8 protein-coding genes and 2 pseudogenes are annotated in these 17,167 nt (G+C 66.9%); 6 read left to right on the top strand and 4 right to left on the bottom strand.

Going from position 1 to position 17,167, the window contains the following annotated elements:
* Positions 1–8,061: amino acid adenylation domain-containing protein (locus ACFWAY_RS43815; protein ID WP_378514899.1), on the top strand; the 8,061-nt coding region annotated here is incomplete at its 5' end.
* 570 nt (positions 8,062–8,631) lie between these two features.
* Here the strand turns inward: ACFWAY_RS43815 and ACFWAY_RS43810 are convergent.
* Positions 8,632–8,916 (bottom strand): alpha/beta fold hydrolase, encoded by a 285-nt coding sequence (locus ACFWAY_RS43810; protein WP_378514898.1) that lies wholly within the window; start codon positions 8,914–8,916, stop codon positions 8,632–8,634.
* Positions 8,917–9,092: 176 nt separating this feature from the next.
* Between ACFWAY_RS43810 and ACFWAY_RS43805 the strand changes: the two genes are divergently transcribed.
* From ACFWAY_RS43805 to ACFWAY_RS43795, 3 genes are all read left to right on the top strand, one after another.
* Entirely contained in the window at positions 9,093–9,503 is a 411-nt protein-coding gene (locus ACFWAY_RS43805; protein ID WP_378514897.1) for a PAS domain-containing protein, read from the top strand.
* A 336-nt stretch (positions 9,504–9,839) separates the two neighbouring features.
* Positions 9,840–11,348: a wax ester/triacylglycerol synthase family O-acyltransferase gene (locus tag ACFWAY_RS43800; protein WP_378514896.1), complete on the top strand. Its 1,509-nt coding sequence runs from the start codon at positions 9,840–9,842 to the stop codon at positions 11,346–11,348.
* A gap of 536 nt (positions 11,349–11,884) precedes the next feature.
* Positions 11,885–12,172 carry a hypothetical protein gene (locus ACFWAY_RS43795; RefSeq protein ID WP_378514895.1) on the top strand — a complete coding sequence of 96 codons (288 nt, stop codon included), beginning with the start codon at positions 11,885–11,887 and terminating at the stop codon, positions 12,170–12,172.
* A 408-nt stretch (positions 12,173–12,580) separates the two neighbouring features.
* Here the strand turns inward: ACFWAY_RS43795 and ACFWAY_RS43790 are convergent.
* Positions 12,581–12,753: pseudogene (locus tag ACFWAY_RS43790) on the bottom strand (IS701 family transposase); the annotation flags it as partial.
* Positions 12,754–12,804: 51 nt separating this feature from the next.
* Positions 12,805–13,785: a class 1b ribonucleoside-diphosphate reductase subunit beta gene (gene nrdF, locus ACFWAY_RS43785; RefSeq protein WP_378457589.1), complete on the bottom strand. Its 981-nt coding sequence runs from the start codon at positions 13,783–13,785 to the stop codon at positions 12,805–12,807.
* A 74-nt stretch (positions 13,786–13,859) separates the two neighbouring features.
* On the opposite strand from nrdF, the pseudogene ACFWAY_RS43780 reads away from it, so the two are divergent.
* Positions 13,860–14,167: pseudogene (locus ACFWAY_RS43780) on the top strand (ParA family protein); the annotation flags it as partial.
* A gap of 96 nt (positions 14,168–14,263) precedes the next feature.
* Complete coding sequence (locus ACFWAY_RS43775) at positions 14,264–14,392, top strand: hypothetical protein (protein ID WP_378457588.1); 129 nt, start codon at positions 14,264–14,266, stop codon at positions 14,390–14,392.
* Between the two features lie 161 nt (positions 14,393–14,553).
* Here ACFWAY_RS43775 and ACFWAY_RS43770 read toward each other — a convergent pair whose 3' ends face one another.
* Positions 14,554–16,914, bottom strand: a complete 2,361-nt coding sequence (locus tag ACFWAY_RS43770; protein ID WP_378514894.1) for a helicase-associated domain-containing protein — start codon at positions 16,912–16,914, stop codon at positions 14,554–14,556.
* Between the last annotated feature and the right edge of the window lie 253 nt (positions 16,915–17,167).

Here is a 17,167-nt window from a genome sequence, read left to right as displayed (position 1 = left end):
CCCACCGAGACGACCGTGATGAGCAACTGCAGCGGACCACTGCCACCCGGCGGCCCGGTCACCATCGGCGGCCCGATCCGCGGCACCCACGCCTACGTCCTCGACGACCGACTCCGGCCCGTCCCCACCGGCGTGACCGCAGAACTGCACCTGGCCGGGATCCAACTGGCACGCGGATACCAGGACCGGCCCGGACTGACCGCCGAACGATTCGTCGCCAACCCCTACGGCCCACCCGGCCAACGCATGTACCGCACCGGCGACCTCGTCCGCTGGCACCCCGACGGCAACCTCGAATTCCTCGGCCGCCGCGACCTCCAAGTCAAAATCCGCGGCCACCGCATCGAACTCGGCGAAATCGAAGCCACCCTCACCACCCACCCCGACATCACCCACGCCGCGGTGGCGGTGCACAATGATCAGCACACCGGGGACCGACTCGTCGGCTACATCGTCTCCCGCGACCACACCCCCCTCGACCCCACCGCGATCCGCGCCTACGCCGCCGACCACCTCCCCGACTACATGGTGCCCAACCCCATCACCATCCTCGACGCACTACCGCTGACCACCAACGGCAAGATCGACCGACGGGCACTCCCCACCCCGGTGCTGCCGACACCGCGGTACCGGCCGCCGGTCACGGTGGTCGAGGGCCTCGTTGCCGGGGTGTTCGCCGACGTCCTCGGCCACGACCGCATCGGGCTCGACGACGACTTCTTCACCCTGGGCGGCAACTCGCTGCTCGCGACGCAGGCGGTGTCGCGGCTGGGTGTCGCGATGGATTCGCGGGTGCCGATGCGAGTGTTGTTCGAGGCGTCGTCGGTGCAGGCACTGTCGAAGTGGCTCGAATCCCGGGCGACGGCCGGCGCACGCACACCCCTGCTCGCGCGGCCCCGACCCGAACGAATCCCGCTATCGTATGCGCAGCAACGAATCTGGTACCTCAACCGGTTCGACCCCCACTCACCGGTCTACAACATCCCGTTCGCCGTGCGCCTGTCGGGGACCATGGACACGGCCGCACTGCTGGCAGCGATCGCAGACGTCGTGGACCGGCACGAGACCCTGCGGACGATCTACCCCGAATCCGACACCGGCCCGCACCAAGTGGTTGTCCCGGCGGCGGAGGTCAGCAGCGGATTCGCCACCGCCGCCGTGACCGAGAACGAGCTCGCCGCGCGACTGACCTCGATGGCCTCGGCCGGGTTCGACGTCACAGCATCGGTGCCGCTGCGCGCCGCCTTGTTCGAGACAGCCGACGATGAGCATGTGCTCGCCGTGGTGCTGCACCACATCGGCGCCGACGGCTCCTCGATCGCCCCGCTGGCCCGAGATCTCGTGGCCGCCTACACGGCTCGCACAGGCGGACACGCGCCATCGTGGTCACCGCTAGCGGTCCAGTACGCCGACTACACGCTATGGCAACGCGAACTACTCGGGTCCGAGGACGACCCCGATTCGTCGCTCGCACAGCAACTGACCTACTGGCGTTCGACATTGGATGGTCTACCCGAACAGCTCGAGCTGCCCGTGAACCGAACTCCGCCCGCCGTCACCCACCGTGGACGAACACACACGTTCACCATCGCCGCACGCACCCACCGCGCGGCAGCCGCACTAGCACGACAGCACACCGCGACCGTGTTCATGGTGGCGCACACCGCGTTCGCGGTGTTCCTGGCCCGGATGTCGGGCACCGGCGATATCGCGATCGGCACCCCCGTCGCCGGCCGCGGCGACCCAGCCCTCGACGATCTGGTCGGCATGTTCGTCAACACACTGGTGCTGCGAACCCCGGTCGACGCCGCCAGCAGCTTCACCAACCTGCTCTCGACGGTGCGAGAAACCGACCTGGCCGCGTTCGAGCACGCCGACGTGCCGTTCGAACGGGTGGTACAGGCCCTCAACCCGGCACGGTCGACCACCCGGCACCCACTGTTCCAGGTGATGCTCGCCTTCCAGAACCAGGAACACGCGGAGCTCGAATTGGAGGGGCTGACCGCCCGTATCGAAGACATCGACCACGCCGCCACCCAGTTCGACCTGACCCTCACCATCAGCGAACGTTTTGGCGACAAGGGCGCCCCCACGGGGCTGAACGCAGCATTGACCTGCACAGCCGACCTGTTCGACGAGGACACGGTGCGAGGGTTCGCTGATCGGTTCACCCGGCTCCTCGAGGCCGGGGTGGCCGATCCCGACAGCCCGGTCGGCGACATCGACCTGCTCGACCCCACCGAGAAACAGCTGATCCTCGGGGACTGGAACCACACCGATCATGCGCCAACCACCGACACGCTGGTGTCGATGTTCGGTGCGCAGGCCGCCCGCACACCCGACGCCATCGCGGTCATCGACGGAAACCGAACACTGTCCTATGCCGAGTTCAACGCACGCGTCAACCGTCTCGCCCGACACCTGATCACCCAGGGTGTGGGCCCGGAAACCATCGTGGCACTGCGGATGCGCCGCTCCATCGACTTCGTCATCGGCGTCTATGCGACCCTCACCGCCGGTGGGGCATACCTACCCATCGACCCCGACCACCCAGCCGAGCGCGCACACTTCATACTCTCAGTGGCACAACCAACCTGCATGCTGACCACCACCCACGACGACCAAATCGATCTGTCCGACCCGGTACCGGTCCTCCACATCGACACCATCGATCTGTCACGGGTATCCGCGGCGCCGGTGACCGACGCGGACCGTCGTGCACCACTGCGCCCGCAGAACACGGCCTACGTGATGTTCACCTCGGGATCGACCGGCCGCCCGAAGGGGGTAACCGTGGCCCACAGCGCGATCGCCAACGAGGTGCAGTGGGTTGCGTTAGATTACGGCTTCGGTGACCGTCTTTTGCAGAGCAACGCGGTGACCTTCGACGCGTCGACCCCCGATCTCTTCGCTCCGCTGCAGGTCGGTGCCTGCGTGGTGTTGGCAGGGCCCGACGGCCAACGCGACCCCGACTACCTCGCCGAACTCATTCGCAGCCATGCGATTACCCACATGTCCTCGGTACCGACGGTACTGACCGCCCTGATGGCCAGCCGATCACCCGACGTTCTCCGCGGCGTGCGGGTGATCTACCTCGGCGGTGAAACACTGTCCGGGCGCACGGTGACGCGACTGACCCAGTCCGGTCCTGCAACGGTATGGAACCAGTACGGGCCCACCGAAACCACCGTCAGCGTCATCTGTCACCGTTGCACCCAGCCCGAAGAGTCGGTGGTACCCATCGGCACACCCCAGACCAACTGCCACGCCTACGTGTTGGACCACCGCTTGCATCCGGTACCGGTGGGGGTGGTGGGCGAGTTGTATGTGGCGGGGGTGCAACTGGCACGGGGTTATCACGGCCCGCCCGGACTGACCGCCGAGCGGTTCGTCGCCAACTCCTTCGGCCCACCCGGCGAACGCATGTACCGCACCGGCGACCTCGTGCGCTGGCACCCCGACGGCAACCTCGAATTCCTCGGCCGCCGCGATCTCCAAGTCAAAATCCGCGGCCACCGCATCGAACTCGGCGAAATCGAAGCAACTCTGACGGCGGATCCCGACGTAACCCAGGCTGTCGCCGCGGTGCACAATGATCAGCACACCGGGGACCGGCTCGTCGGCTACGTCGTCTCCCGTGACGGCGCCCACCTCGACCCGGCTCGTGTCCGCGCGATGGTCGCGGACCGCCTCCCCGACTACATGGTGCCCTCGCCGATTACCGTGGTGGATCGGTTGCCGTTGACGGCGAGTGGGAAGGTGGATCGGCGGGCGTTGCCGGTACCGGTGTTGCCGGTGCCGCGGTACCGGGCGCCGATGACGGTGGTGGAGGGGGTCGTTGCCGGGGTGTTCGCCGACGTCCTCGGCCACGACCGGGTCGGGCTCGACGACGACTTCTTCACCCTGGGCGGCAACTCGCTGCTTGCGACGCAAGCGGTGTCGCGGCTGGGTGTCGCGATGGATGCGCGGGTGCCGATGCGGGTGTTGTTCGAGGCGTCGTCGGTGCAGGCACTGTCGAAGTGGCTCGAATCCCAGGCGACGGCCGGCGCACGCACACCCCTGCTGCCGCGGCCCCGACCCGAACGAATCCCGCTATCGTATGCGCAGCAACGAATCTGGTTCCTCAACCGATTCGACCCGCACTCACCGGTCTACAACATCCCGTTCGCCGTGCGCCTGTCGGGGACCATGGACACGGCCGCACTGCTGGCAGCGATCGCAGACGTCGTGGACCGACATGAGACCCTGCGGACGATCTACCCCGAATCGGAGGCCGGCCCGTACCAAGTGGTTGTCCCGGCGGCGGAGGTCAGCGGCGGATTCGCCACCGCCGCCGTGACCGAGAACGAGCTCGCCGCGCGGCTGACCTCGATGGCCTCGGCCGGGTTCGATGTCACAGAATCGGTGCCGCTGCGGGCCGCCGTGTTCGAGACGGCCAAAAACGAGCATGTGCTCGCCGTGGTGCTGCACCACATCTGCGCCGACGGCTCCTCGATCGCCCCGCTGGCCCGAGATCTCGTGGCCGCCTACACGGCTCGCACAGGCGGACACGCGCCATCGTGGCCACCGCTAGCGGTCCAGTACGCCGACTACACCCTGTGGCAACGGGAGATACTCGGCTCCGACGACGACCTGGGCTCGTTGCTCACCCAGCAGCTGACGTACTGGCGTTCGATACTCGCCGGGCTACCGGAACAGCTCGAATTGCCGGGTTACCGGACCCGGCCCGTGGTGTCGCACCGTGGACGGACACACGCGTTCACGGTCGGCGTGGAGACCCACCGCGCGGTCATTGAGATCGCACGGCGACACGCCGCTACGGTGTTCATGATGCTGCACACCGCGTTCGCGGTGTCCTTGGCCCGGATATCGGGCTCCACTGCCGTCATCATCGGCACCCCCGTCGCCGGCCGCGGCGACCCAGCCCTCGACGATCTGGTCGGCATGTTCGTCAACACCCTCGCACTGCGAACCCCGGTCGACGGTGCCAGCAGCTTCACCAACCTGCTCTCGACGGTGCGAGAAATCGACCTGGCCGCGTTCGAGCACGCCGACGTGCCGTTCGAACGGGTGGTACAGGCCCTCAACCCGGCACGGTCGACCACCCGGCACCCACTGTTCCAGGTGATGCTCGCCTTCCAGAACCAGGAACACCCGAAACTGGAATTGGCGGGGCTGACCGCCCGTATCGAGGACATCGACCACGCCGCCACGCAGTTCGACCTCACGCTGACGGTAAGTGAACGCGTCGATCGGGATGGTGCCGCTCGCGGTCTGACCGCCACGCTGACTTACGCGCAGGACCTGTTCGACGAGGACACCGTCCGCGGCTTCGCCGACAGATTCACCCGGCTCCTCGAGGCAGTGGTGGCCGATCCCGACAGCCCGGTCGGCGACATCGACCTCCTCGACCCCACCGAGAAACAGCTGATCCTCGGGAACTGGAACCACACCGATCATGCGCCAACCACCGACACGCTGGTGTCGATGTTCGGTGCGCAGGTGGCGCGCACACCCGACGCCATCGCGGTCATCGACGGAAACCGAACACTGTCCTATGCCGAGTTCAACGCACGCGTCAACCGTCTCGCCCGACACCTGATCGCACAAGGAGTAGGCCCGGAAACCATCGTGGCACTGCGGATGCGCCGCTCCATCGACTTCGTCATCGGCGTCTACGCGACCCTCACCGCCGGCGCAGCATACCTACCCATCGACCCCGACCACCCAGCCGAGCGCGCACTCTTCATACTCTCAGTGGCACAACCAACCTGCATGCTGACCACCACCCACGACGACGGAAACGACCCTCCGCACGACATACCAGTCCTCCACATCGACACCATCGATCTGTCACGGGTGTCCGCGATGCCGGTGACCGACGCGGACCGTCGTGCACCACTGCGCCCGCAGAACACGGCCTACGTGATGTTCACCTCGGGATCGACCGGCCGCCCGAAGGGGGTGACCGTGGCCCACAGCGCAATCGTCAATCAGGTGCGGTGGGTGGTCGAGGCGTTCGATCACCGTGCCGGTGACCGTCTCCTGCAGAGCAACGCGGTGACCTTCGACGCGTCGACCCCCGACCTCTTTGCACCGCTACAGATCGGCGGATGCATGGTCTTGGCGAGCCCGGACGGCCAACGCGACCCCGACTACCTGGCGGAGCTCATCCGGGCGCAGAAGGTCACCCACCTGGCGTCGGTGCCGACGGTGCTAACCAGTCTGATGGCGAGCCGGTGGTCGGACGCGCTCGGTGGGCTGAAGGTGGTCTACCTCGGCGGTGAATCACTGTCCGGGCAGACGGTGGCGCGGTTGGCGGAGTTCAGTCCGGCGACGGTGTGGAACCAGTACGGGCCCACCGAAACGACCGTCAGCGTCATCTGTCACCGTTGCACCCAGCCCGAAGAGTCGGTGGTACCCATCGGCACACCCCAGACCAACTGCCACGCCTACGTGTTGGACCACCGCTTGTATCCGGTTCCGGTCGGCGTGACCGGAGAACTGCACCTGGCCGGGATCCAGCTGGCACGGGGGTATCTGGGCCGGCCGGGGTTGACGGCAGAACGGTTCGTGGCAAATCGGTTCGGCCCACCCGGCGAACGCATGTACCGCACCGGCGACCTCGTGCGCTGGCACCCCGACGGCAACCTCGAATTCCTCGGCCGCCGCGACCTCCAAGTCAAAATCCGCGGCCACCGCATCGAACTCGGCGAAATCGAAGCCACCCTCACCACCCACCCCGACATCACCCACGCCGTCGCCGCAATACACCACGATCCCCACACCGGCGACCGACTCGTCGGCTACATCGTCCCCCGCGACCACACCCCCCTCGACCCCACCGCGATCCGCGCCTACGCCGCCGACCACCTCCCCGACTACATGGTGCCCAACCCCATCACCATCCTCGACGCACTACCGCTGACCACCAACGGCAAGATCGACCGACGGGCACTCCCCACCCCGGTGCTGCCGACACCGCAGTACCGGCCGCCGGTCACGGTGGTCGAGGGCCTCGTTGCCGGGGTGTTCGCCGACGTCCTCGGCCACGACCGCATCGGGCTCGACGACGACTTCTTCACCCTGGGCGGCAACTCGCTGCTCGCCACCCAGGTCAGTGCGCGGCTGCAAGAGGCTCTCGGCGTCGAGATCCAAGTTGCGTGGCTCTTCACAGACTCCACGGTGGAAGCGATCGCCCGTAGAGTCGGGGCAGCCTCCGACGGGTCGACACCTATTGCGCCGACCGGACCTTCGTCGTTCGACGTCCTGTTGCCGATCAGATCAGCCGGGGATTCCGACCCGATCTTTTGCATACACCCGGCTAGCGGATTGGCCTGGTGTTACGCAGGTTTGGCTCCATACACCGAACCGGGACGGCGAATCTACGGGCTCCAATCCCCCGAACTCGTCGAAGACGACCCGCATCCCCGTTCGATCGAACAGTTGGCGGAGCAATACGTCCGAGAAATCCAGGCCGTGCAACCACACGGTCCATATCACCTACTCGGCTGGTCATTGGGCGGAGTCATCGCCCACGCCGTAGCCACACGGTTTCGCCTTCTGGGGCAGAAGGTCTCACTGCTCGCGATGCTGGACAGCCGGCTGCGCGAAGCGGAATCGGCTGCAGCCCGGGAATTCACTGTGGGAGACATTCTGGTCGAGCTGGCCGATCTGATTGGATTCGGCGCCGAAGACTTCGATGCCTCCGGGGCACCCTTGTCGGCTGAACAGGCGACCGAACTGATCCACACGCGGACTGGAGCATTCGAGTTTCTCCAGCCATCACACGTGAAGCGGATCGTCGCATCTTTCAATGACGCGCCACGACTGGTCGCCAATTACCAACCCCCCGCGTACGACGGAGACATGGTATTTTTCGCCGCCACTGCAACCGACGACATGACCCGAGAGTTTACCGAACGCTGCTGGCAGCCATACATATCCGGTTCCATCGAGTACTACCCCATCGATGTCACGCACATTCGTATGACCACGCCAGGCGCTTTGGCAGACATTGCACGAGTTCTCAACACCTACCTCGTCGACGCTGCCGGTTAGTTGCGGTTCGACATCGGCGGGCGCCCGCTCTGGCCGGGTTGGATAGCGGACCCATTGAGGCCGAGTAAGCAGCCGGGCCTCCCTGGCCCTCTTCGCCGGACCGAAGGCCCTGGCGTCTCGGGCGCCCTCGCTGAGTTGCTGGACACTTTTTGCGGCTTGGACGGCTTTCTTTGCTTGTGCGGCCCTCTGCATCGAGAGAACCTCTTCTGCCAGTTTCGCGGTTCTGGGGCTCTGCTCTGCGAGGGACTTCGCTGCCACCTCGAGTGCCCCGTCGAAACTGAAGACGGTGGTGTTCGCTGCTGCGGCCGCTTCAGCCATGGCCATTTGGCCCTGCGCCAAGCCCCGCACAAGCGAAACGACCTTCAATGAGCCCACCGCAACAAACGTGCACCCGCAAGCGGGAGCACCACCGCCGGCGCCCGATCACGCACAACGATCGTCTGCAACAAGCCCAGAGTGATGCACCGTGCATCACGTGCACCCCGAGTCGTGGGTGCGTCCAGTCCCGATTGCGATTCCTCTGCTGTCTCGCACGGTCAGCGCCCGTAGCGGGCGAATCAGAGATACACCTCAGATGTCCTGTAGGAACGCTCCAAGTCGTTCAAGCACCAACTCGGGTGGTTGATCGACAATCCAGTGACCGACGCCGTCGACCGCCTCGAGCTTAAAATCACGCGCCCGCTGGGCGTACCCGCGCAGCAGCGTGGGAGTGATCGCCGGGTCACCCACTCCGCGCAGAAACCGCAAGAGAATATCGCCAGAGGTACTCGCGAATTCGCTGGCACGGATCAGTTCGCCTGTCAGGAATGTGCGATACCAGCGCGAGCCGGCGACCGCATGACCGGGCTCGCTCATGCGACGTACATAGAGCGTGAAGTCGATCGTTGAGGTAGAACCCGGCGCCGACCCAACGGCCCGTCATCCTGATAGAGCGCCCATTCGGGTCGCTGAGAAGGCGCGACCCGATCACCGGAAGAGAAATCGAGATCTGATACCAGTAACGGGAAAGTTCTGCCCTCGATAGTTCGAGTATGGAGAGACGACGCCCGAACCCGAAGACCGCGCTGGGTTACCTCGAGCAGCTCCCCGTCCTCGTGCTACTGGACAGGCTGCCCGTGCCGGTCCTGGCTGTGGCTCAGGACGGTCTCGTCATCTACATGAATCGGGCTTTCGAACACATGCTGGGGTATCCGCAGGACGCGCTCCGTGAGTGTTCGATCGGAGACCTGGTCCAAACAGTGTCTCCGCTTCGATCGACCGTGACGGAACTGTCCGAGTCGGCCGGGAAGATCGTCGCACTGACACACCGAGACGGCTCCACCGTGCGCGCCGCAATCAGTCGGTCCACGCTCGAGCGACACGACGACCCGGTCATTCTCGTCTGCTTCCAGGATGTGACCGAACAACTGTGGGGCGGCGGCCGCGCCCCACACTTCGAGTGAGGTGATGACCTGCGCGTCAGCGGGCTAGCTGGACGCGTTGTAGTGACACCGGTGGGCCGGACCAACGTTCTTTCCATACATGGCGCGATCGCCGAGTTCTCCGTTATCTGGACACGCCGGGATGTCCGCACGAACCCTCACTGCTGCTCGCGTGCGGCCGCACCGTCGGCCGCAATTCGAAACTCGTTGTGCGCCAATTTGAATGGCTCGATCGAAGCTCACCGAGGATTCGGGCAACGACTCGGGACACCACGGGGACGCGCCACGGCGTAGCGTTGTGGTGACGCCTTGTGGGCTCGCCCAGCACGTTGGCTCACCCAATCCAGGTAAAACCTTATGCACCAGCTCAGTTCACTCGATACGCAGTTCCTCGATGCCGAGACATCCACCACCTTCACCCATGTCGGGGTCCTGAGTGTCCTCGGCCCCACCACGCCGGGCGGCGGGCTCACGGTACAGGACCTCCGGACGCTCGCCGGTGGCCGATTACACCTGGTGGGGCCACTGCGGTGGCGGCTACAGGAGGTACCCCTCGGGCTCGACCGGCCCTACTGGGTGGACTCCGAGTTCCTCGACCTCGGCTATCACATCCGGGAGGTCACCCTGACCGGTCCCGGCACCGACGAACAGCTCGCCGAGCAGATTTCCGGTCTCGCGGCACGTCCACTGAGCCGCGACCGGCCCCTGTGGGAGTGCTATCTGGTGAACGGGCTCACCGGTGGCCGGCAGGCGATCTACACCAAGGTGCACCCCGCGGTGATCGACGGCCTGACCGCGGCGCAGGCCCTCGCGGTGCTGATGGACACCACCCCGCGACCCCGCACGGTGCCGCACCGGCTCAGCGACGAGCAGTACCAGGCGGCCGGCGCCCTGGGGATGCTCGGCAACAGTGCCTGGCATCTCTCACTGTTGCCCGCGCAACTGATGTGGTCCTCGCTCCGGCTGGCGCCGCACCTGCCCGAGCTCGCCCGCGCCCTCCCCGGCGCGGACCTGCTGGGCACACTCGCCCGGAGGCTGACCCCGGGCGTATGGCGGTGGTCGGCTGACGAGCCGACGGCCGGGGCACCGACACCGCCCGACACCCCATTCAACGGCCCCGTCACCGCGCGCCGACGCTTCGCGTTCACCTCGTTGCCGCTCGGCGAGGTCGAGGCGGTCAGGACCGCGTTGGGGTTCACCGTCGACGACGTGGTGACGGCGCTGTGCACCACCGTGCTGCGTCGCTGGCTCATCGACCACGATGCCCTGCCCGACACGGCGCTGGCCGCGGCCATGCCGATCGCGCGGCGCACCGACGCACAGTTCGCGGCCGCCGACCATCGACTCTCCCTCCTGCCCATCGCCCTTCCGATCAACGAAGCCGACCCGGCCCGCCGCCTGCAAAAGGTGCACACCTCGCTCACGGCGGCACCCCAACGTTTCCGCGCCGCACCTGCCACCCTCGTCCGCGACTTCGGCGCCGCGCTGCCGCGGGCGCTGCGCGGTCTGATCTCACGCACACCGCTGCGGGCGCTGACCATGCCCACGCCACCGGTCAACCTGATCATCTCCCACGCCGCCGGCCCTGCTCGGCCGCTGTACACCGCGGGCATCGAGGTGACGGGGAACTTTCCCGTCTCCGCCGTCAGCGACGTGGCCGGCGGCATCACCATCGCCGCCATGTCCTACGGACGGCACCTCGACGTCGGCATCATCGCCTGCCGAAACCTCGTCCCCGATGTGTGGGACGTCACCGGCCAGCTACACGAGGCCCTCTCCGAACTCACCGCGTGCACCCGCAACGTCCGATGCCTGCGTGGAGGCCGTCCCGTAGAGCGGATCCTCGACCTGGACACGCCGCCATAAGTTACGCGGATTTCTCGGCGGCCGGGAAATCCGGCTGCCCGCAAACCCCGAAAGTCCTCGTCATGACAGAAGAAGTCCTCGCGATAGTCATTCCGCCGCGAGGATCGGCGTGCATCTCAGCCATCCAGACACCAACCCCATGCGGGTAGAACTAAGCGACCAGCCGTTTCCCGCTTCGGTCACGGCGACATCCGGCATCCGGCATCCGGCATCCGCATCCGGCATCCGGGCCCAGCATGGATTCTGTGCCTCCCCTCACGCTGTGGAGCACCTCCATCTGGTGTGCACACGCCCCGGTGGCCTGATCACCCCACGATGGCATTCCCCCGGCCGGAGACGCTCCGTGCGGCGTGCGCGGTACCCAGGTCGGGCCTTGATTGAACCCGCCCGCAGTGGGTATGCAGGCACTGCCCCCGCGCCGGTCCCACGCCTGGGGCCGCCGCGCACCCGGTGTCGATCGCCCCGACGATCACCTCACCCGCACCCGGCGACCGAGCCGCGACGACACCACGTCGCGACACAGCAGGATCGAACTCATGACCACACACACGCATCTCACCACCGACCACGAGGAAATCCGTCAATGGACCCAGGCCCATCACGGCATCCCCGCCCGGGTCCCCCGCACCACGCCCGACGACGTACTCCGAATCGACCTGCACGGAGTCGACTCCGGTCTCGAACACATCTCCTGGACGGAATGGTTCGCCGCCTTCGACCAGCAGGGCCTGGCCCTCAGCTATCCGGATCCGCACCTACAGGGTGGGATCAGCGCCTGGTTCGAACTCGTAGCCCGACCCCGCACCGCGGACGGCCCGTCGTGATCGCGGCGCGCCACAAGCTCGAGCGGCTCGCCGCCGCGGTACGGCCCGGCTCATTGCCGAAAATCGAACCACCGGCCGGGATCTACTCCGGCCCTTTTTCGCACAGTGGCAACATCATTCGGCCTATGTAGGACGCCCCGTGCCCGCATACTTCGGGCTCACAGCTCAGGAACCGGCACGGCCCCCACATCACCCGCGGAGGGCGTCGACAGGAGCCTGGGCGAACTCCGGATCGGCATACACCTCCGCCGTGTGCCGCCACGTCTCGATCGTGCGGGCCGGTGGATCCGGATTATCCAGCGATGAACCCGCCCGCAGCGACGCGATCAGCTCGTCGATAAAGTCCGCGACCTCCTCGACCGACAGGTAGCTCACCCACGGGAACGCCGCCGGGACGACCTTGTGGAAGGCGTGCCCGGCCGCACTGCCGATAGCGAGGAACACCCCGACCAGACAAATTTGTACCCCGCCCCCTCGGTGCCGGAGTACTGGCGTTGAACCCCGGCCGAGCGGGTGCCCTTCTCCTCCGAACCGGTGTCGCCGACGATCAACACCCCAGCGCGGTCACCGAGCCGGTCGACCATTGCCCCGTCCCTGGCCATCTCCGACCGTGACGTGGCAACCACGCGGGGTCAGAAGTCCCAGTCCGCGTCCTCGGTGTGCTGGTGCTTGCCGATCACGTACGAGCTGCCGGCACCGGAGAAGAATTCGTGCGTCTCCCCGCCGCCGGGGTCCAGGGCAGCGAGGATCGCCGGATTCACCTGGCACTCGTCGTCCCGGAACGCGGGGTGGTAGCCGAGGTTCGCCAGCGCCCTGTTCGCGTTGAACCGCATGAACGGCAGCACGTCCTCGGTCCAGCCGACCTCGTCGTACATATCTTGCGCATACCCGACCTCGTTTTCATACAGGGCGTGCAGCAGCTCGTGGGTGTAGTTGTGGTGGGCGGCCCGCAGGCCGACGGGCATCCGCTCGAGCCCGCGCCGGACCTTATAGCCAATGTAGAACCCGTGCACCGCCTCGTCGCGGATGATCAGTCGGATCAGGTCGGCGGTGTTGGTGAGCTTGCCCCGTGAGGACCAGTACAGCGGCAGGTAGAACCCCGAGTAGAACAGGAACGATTCGAGCATCACCGAGGCCGCCTTGCGTGCGAGCGCGTCGTCGCCGCGGTAGTAGTCGAGGACGATCTGGGCCTTGCGTTGCAGGTGAGCGTTCTCCTCCGACCAGGTGAACGCCTCGTCGATCTGCCGTGTCGAGCACAGGGTGGAGAAGATCGAGCTGTAGCTCTTGGCGTGCACCGACTCCATGAACGCCATGTTGGTCAGCACCGACTGCTCGTGCGGGGTGACGGCGTCGGCGATCATGGCGACGGCCCCCACCGTGGCCTGGGCGGTGTCGAGCAGTGTCAGCCCTGTGAACACCCGGACGGTCATCTGCTGCTCGGCCGGGGTCAACGTCTGCCAGGAGCGAAGATCGTTGGACAGCGGCACCTTCTCCGGGAGCCAGAAGTTGCGGGTCAACCGATCCCACACGGCGGCGTCCGTCGCATCGGGCACCCGGTTCCAGTCGATCGCGCGGACGCGGTCGAGGCGCCGACCTTCGTTTCGTGATTTCACCGCGTATGCGCCTCCTCGACGGGCGCGTGGTCGTGACGACACTTCATTGTCCCACCGCAGAATTGTCCACCGCACACGTCACGGTGCCGATGGAAACCGAACCGCTCTCGCTCGACCCGACCGCCCGCAAGATCCGAAAGGTGCCCGAGCCCGCGGGATTCCGTAACATCGTGGTGATCAACAACTGGGATCCGCGGGACGGCAAGCTCGACCTCGGGGAGTCCAGGACTTCGTCCGCGCCAACAAGTGGCCGCTGGCGAAAACCGTCATCCGGCAGTACAAGCTGCACGCCCGGGCCAGCGCCGACGGTCTGGTGGTCACCTGGTACACGGCCAACCGGGTGGCGCTGCAGGCGTGCGAGGACCTTGGGGGTTCCCCATGAGTGAGGACATATCCTTGTCGTCCCAGTCCCGCACCAGGTAGACCCAGATCGATTCCTCGATGTCGTGGGTGGCGTGGACCTTCCTCCGGCTGAACGGTGTCTCTGAACGACACCTTCGATGTTGACGGCGCCGAGCTGTTCATGAATGAGATTGCCGAAGGTCGGTACGACGGGAAGCTCGAGGCGGTGTCGGCCAAGCTGGGCTCTTACGCTCTCGTCCGCTGACGCGTTTCGAGCGTCCGCGGCCGAGAGGGTCGGCACCGCTCTCCCTGGGGTGTCGCCTGCACACTCCGCGAACGGGTGGCCCGTGCGGCATTCACCTCACCGTGCCGCACGCCGCCGAGCAGTCGGATGGGGACGCCTCGCTGTTGCCCGGACGCGTGATCTCAGAGCCCGGCCCCGGGTGGTCCGGAAATCGAGATCTGCGCCACCGGAAAGTCCTCGTACCGTTCGGTTGTGGTACTCCACGCGGTAAGAGTGTTTCCGTACAGCGCCGCACTGTGGACCAGTTGCGTGCGGCCGTCGTGCGTGATCTGGGCGGGCTGGCCCGCCACCAGCTCCCAGATTGGCTCGGCCTCGCCACAGCCGCGCAGAGCGGCGAAGAACTGGAACTGTCCGGCAGGTTCGAGGGGCGCGCGGGTGGCCGTGGCGGCGAGGTGGCGGGCATGCCGGTCGGGATCGGCGGCAGCAATTCCGACAGCCTCGAGCTCGCGGCCGTCGATGTCGGCGACGGACTCCGTGTTCGGCGGCGCCGAGATCAGCACGCTGCCGTCGACCTCGCGCACAACCGGCGCATAGCCGGCCATCCGCAGCGCGGATAGCGTCGTGCCGGCGTCGCTGCGGGAGGCCACCACCGTCGGGGCGAGCGTAGCCAGTCCCAGCTTGCCGAGTTTCCGGTTGCCCACCAGCTCCACCAGCAGCGTCGAGTCGTCGGCGATGACGGCGCAGCCGAGCTCCACGACGCCCACCTGCCCGTGGGTGCGGGCCACATCGCCGATCAGGTACTCCAACGCCTGCGGAAGGCCCGCGGGTGCGATGGACGTCAGCTCACCGATCAGGTCCCGGGCGGTGCTCCCCCGATCGAACGCCGTCCGGATGCTGCCCGGCGTGAACCGCCAGGTCGTGGCCGCCCCGTGGGACTCCCGGTCGGCGACGCTGTCCAGGAATCGCGACAGGGCGGTCGCCGGCGGGCCGAGGACTACCGCGGTGAGATCGGCACCGATCACCGCGGACGTGTGGGCGCCGGACATCAGCTCCGAAGTCGCGGACGCGAGGGTGCCGGTGTGCAGGCCACGGCACAACGCGGTGGCGGCGCCCAGCGCCAGCAGACCGAGCAGCTCGGCCTCGTGGACGGCCGCGGCGAGAACGTCCCCGACGATGTCCTCGCCGATCAGCGGTGCGCGCCAGCCCAGCAGACCGGCCAGTTCCGCGATGTCCGACACTCCCTGCCCGTGCGCCAACGTGGCGTACACGTCGACCAGTTCGTGACGCAGGTGCCGGTACACGGCGGTGTCGCCCAGCTCGGCAGTCACCGTCGAATCCATCAGCACCGAGCTGTCCGACTGCCACCAGGTTTCGAGAAGTGCGCGTCCCCGGGTCGCGGCGTCTGCGGATTGCCACGCCGACACCGCAGGACCGGGGATCAGACCGGGTGAGGGTTGCGGCGGCGGCCGCTTGCGCCCACGGCTCTTCGGGGGTGCGGGTGCCGGTGCCGGCGCGAGCACCGCGGTGGCCAGGGCCAGCTCCACGGCGAGCCGCAGCTCGTCCGCCTCGACATCCCAGTTCCTCGCGAACGTGCGCAGCGTCCGCATTCCCACCGCGCCGGACTTGATAAGTGGAATCGGTTCGGTCGTCGCCGCATCCACCAGCGCCGAGACCCGCTCGATCATCCGCAGCAGGCGCGACGCGGCCTCGGCGTCCGCGTGCTCGGTCGGCACCGAATGGTGCGCGAGAGGCGGCGGTTCAGGATGGAACGGAAGCCGCCACCGCACTCCACGCAACGCCAGCGACACCTCCAGCGGCATGAAGGCCGCGCCGTCGTAGCTCGGCCACAGGACCCCACGCGCGACAGCCCAGTGACCGGGCTGCTCCCGTGCGGTCGCGGGGTAGGACCCGAAGTACATCGGGAAGTATTCCAGCGCGGCTCCCTGCTCGGCGCACTCGAGAAGCAGATCACGCTCAGCGGGCGGCGCGGCGTCGACGAGAGTTCGGACCGCTTCGGGGTCGCAGAGATAGGTGGCGAGGCGATCGACCACGACTTTCTTGGAACCGTCACCCCTGACCTTCAGTTTCGCGGCCAGCGCACGCAGCTTCTCCAGCGTGATGTCCTCGAGCAGCACTCGCACGGGTTGGCCCAGCCCCGCTCCTACCGCCGGGAACTGGGCGGGTGTCGTGATCTCGCCGTCGGGCGTGACCAGCGTGAGGGCGCGCTCATGCAGGTCGTCGAGGAATGGCTGGACCACCTCCGGGTCACTGCCCAGCCACGTCGACGCACCGGCGGCCGTGACGGGGAGCCCCAGCTGCTCGACCAAGGTGAGGGCGCCGAGCACCTCGGTGTGCGGCTGCGGCAGGCGAGTGTAGGCGAGCACGATCGATTCCTGACCGTGCAAGCGCTCGGCCAGATCGGCGATGTCTGCGGGCCACGGCAAAGACAACGCCTCCGGCCGCCGGCGCAGGACCGCGGCGAGCCGACTCTCGTCGAGTGACCTCAAATGGGTGAGCAACGCGTCGACGTCATGAACGGGCACGGACCCGACCCTAGTGGGTGCGCCCTTTGGTGTGGAGTTCTGCGCTGAGCCGGGGTACCACCACGATCAATTCGTCCTCGCTGACGTTGCGGGCGCTGGGTCTTGACCCCAGCGCCTCACCCGGCGCAATGACACGGCAACTTCTATGGGGATGACAAATCCCCGTCCATGTCAGTTCGGCGGGGGTGCCAGCCGGGCAAGCATCCGCCGTGGGCAGACCGTTTCGTCGTCCAGTTCCTCCGGACGGGTTCGC

It is taken from the genome of Rhodococcus sp. NPDC059968, from assembly GCF_042738615.1.
Taxonomy (GTDB): domain Bacteria; phylum Actinomycetota; class Actinomycetes; order Mycobacteriales; family Mycobacteriaceae; genus Rhodococcus_F.
The sequence above is the reverse complement of the archived record's forward strand: the minus strand, read 5'-3'. Positions and strand labels throughout refer to the sequence as shown.

Coding starts and splice junctions, on each gene's coding strand:
- ACFWAY_RS43800 (WP_378514896.1), top strand. CDS start 9,840: ATGCACCAGCTCAGTTCACTCGATACGCAGTTCCTCGATGCCGAGACA.
- ACFWAY_RS43810 (WP_378514898.1), bottom strand. CDS start 8,916: ATGAGCGAGCCCGGTCATGCGGTCGCCGGCTCGCGCTGGTATCGCACA.
- ACFWAY_RS43795 (WP_378514895.1), top strand. CDS start 11,885: ATGACCACACACACGCATCTCACCACCGACCACGAGGAAATCCGTCAA.
- ACFWAY_RS43805 (WP_378514897.1), top strand. CDS start 9,093: ATGGAGAGACGACGCCCGAACCCGAAGACCGCGCTGGGTTACCTCGAG.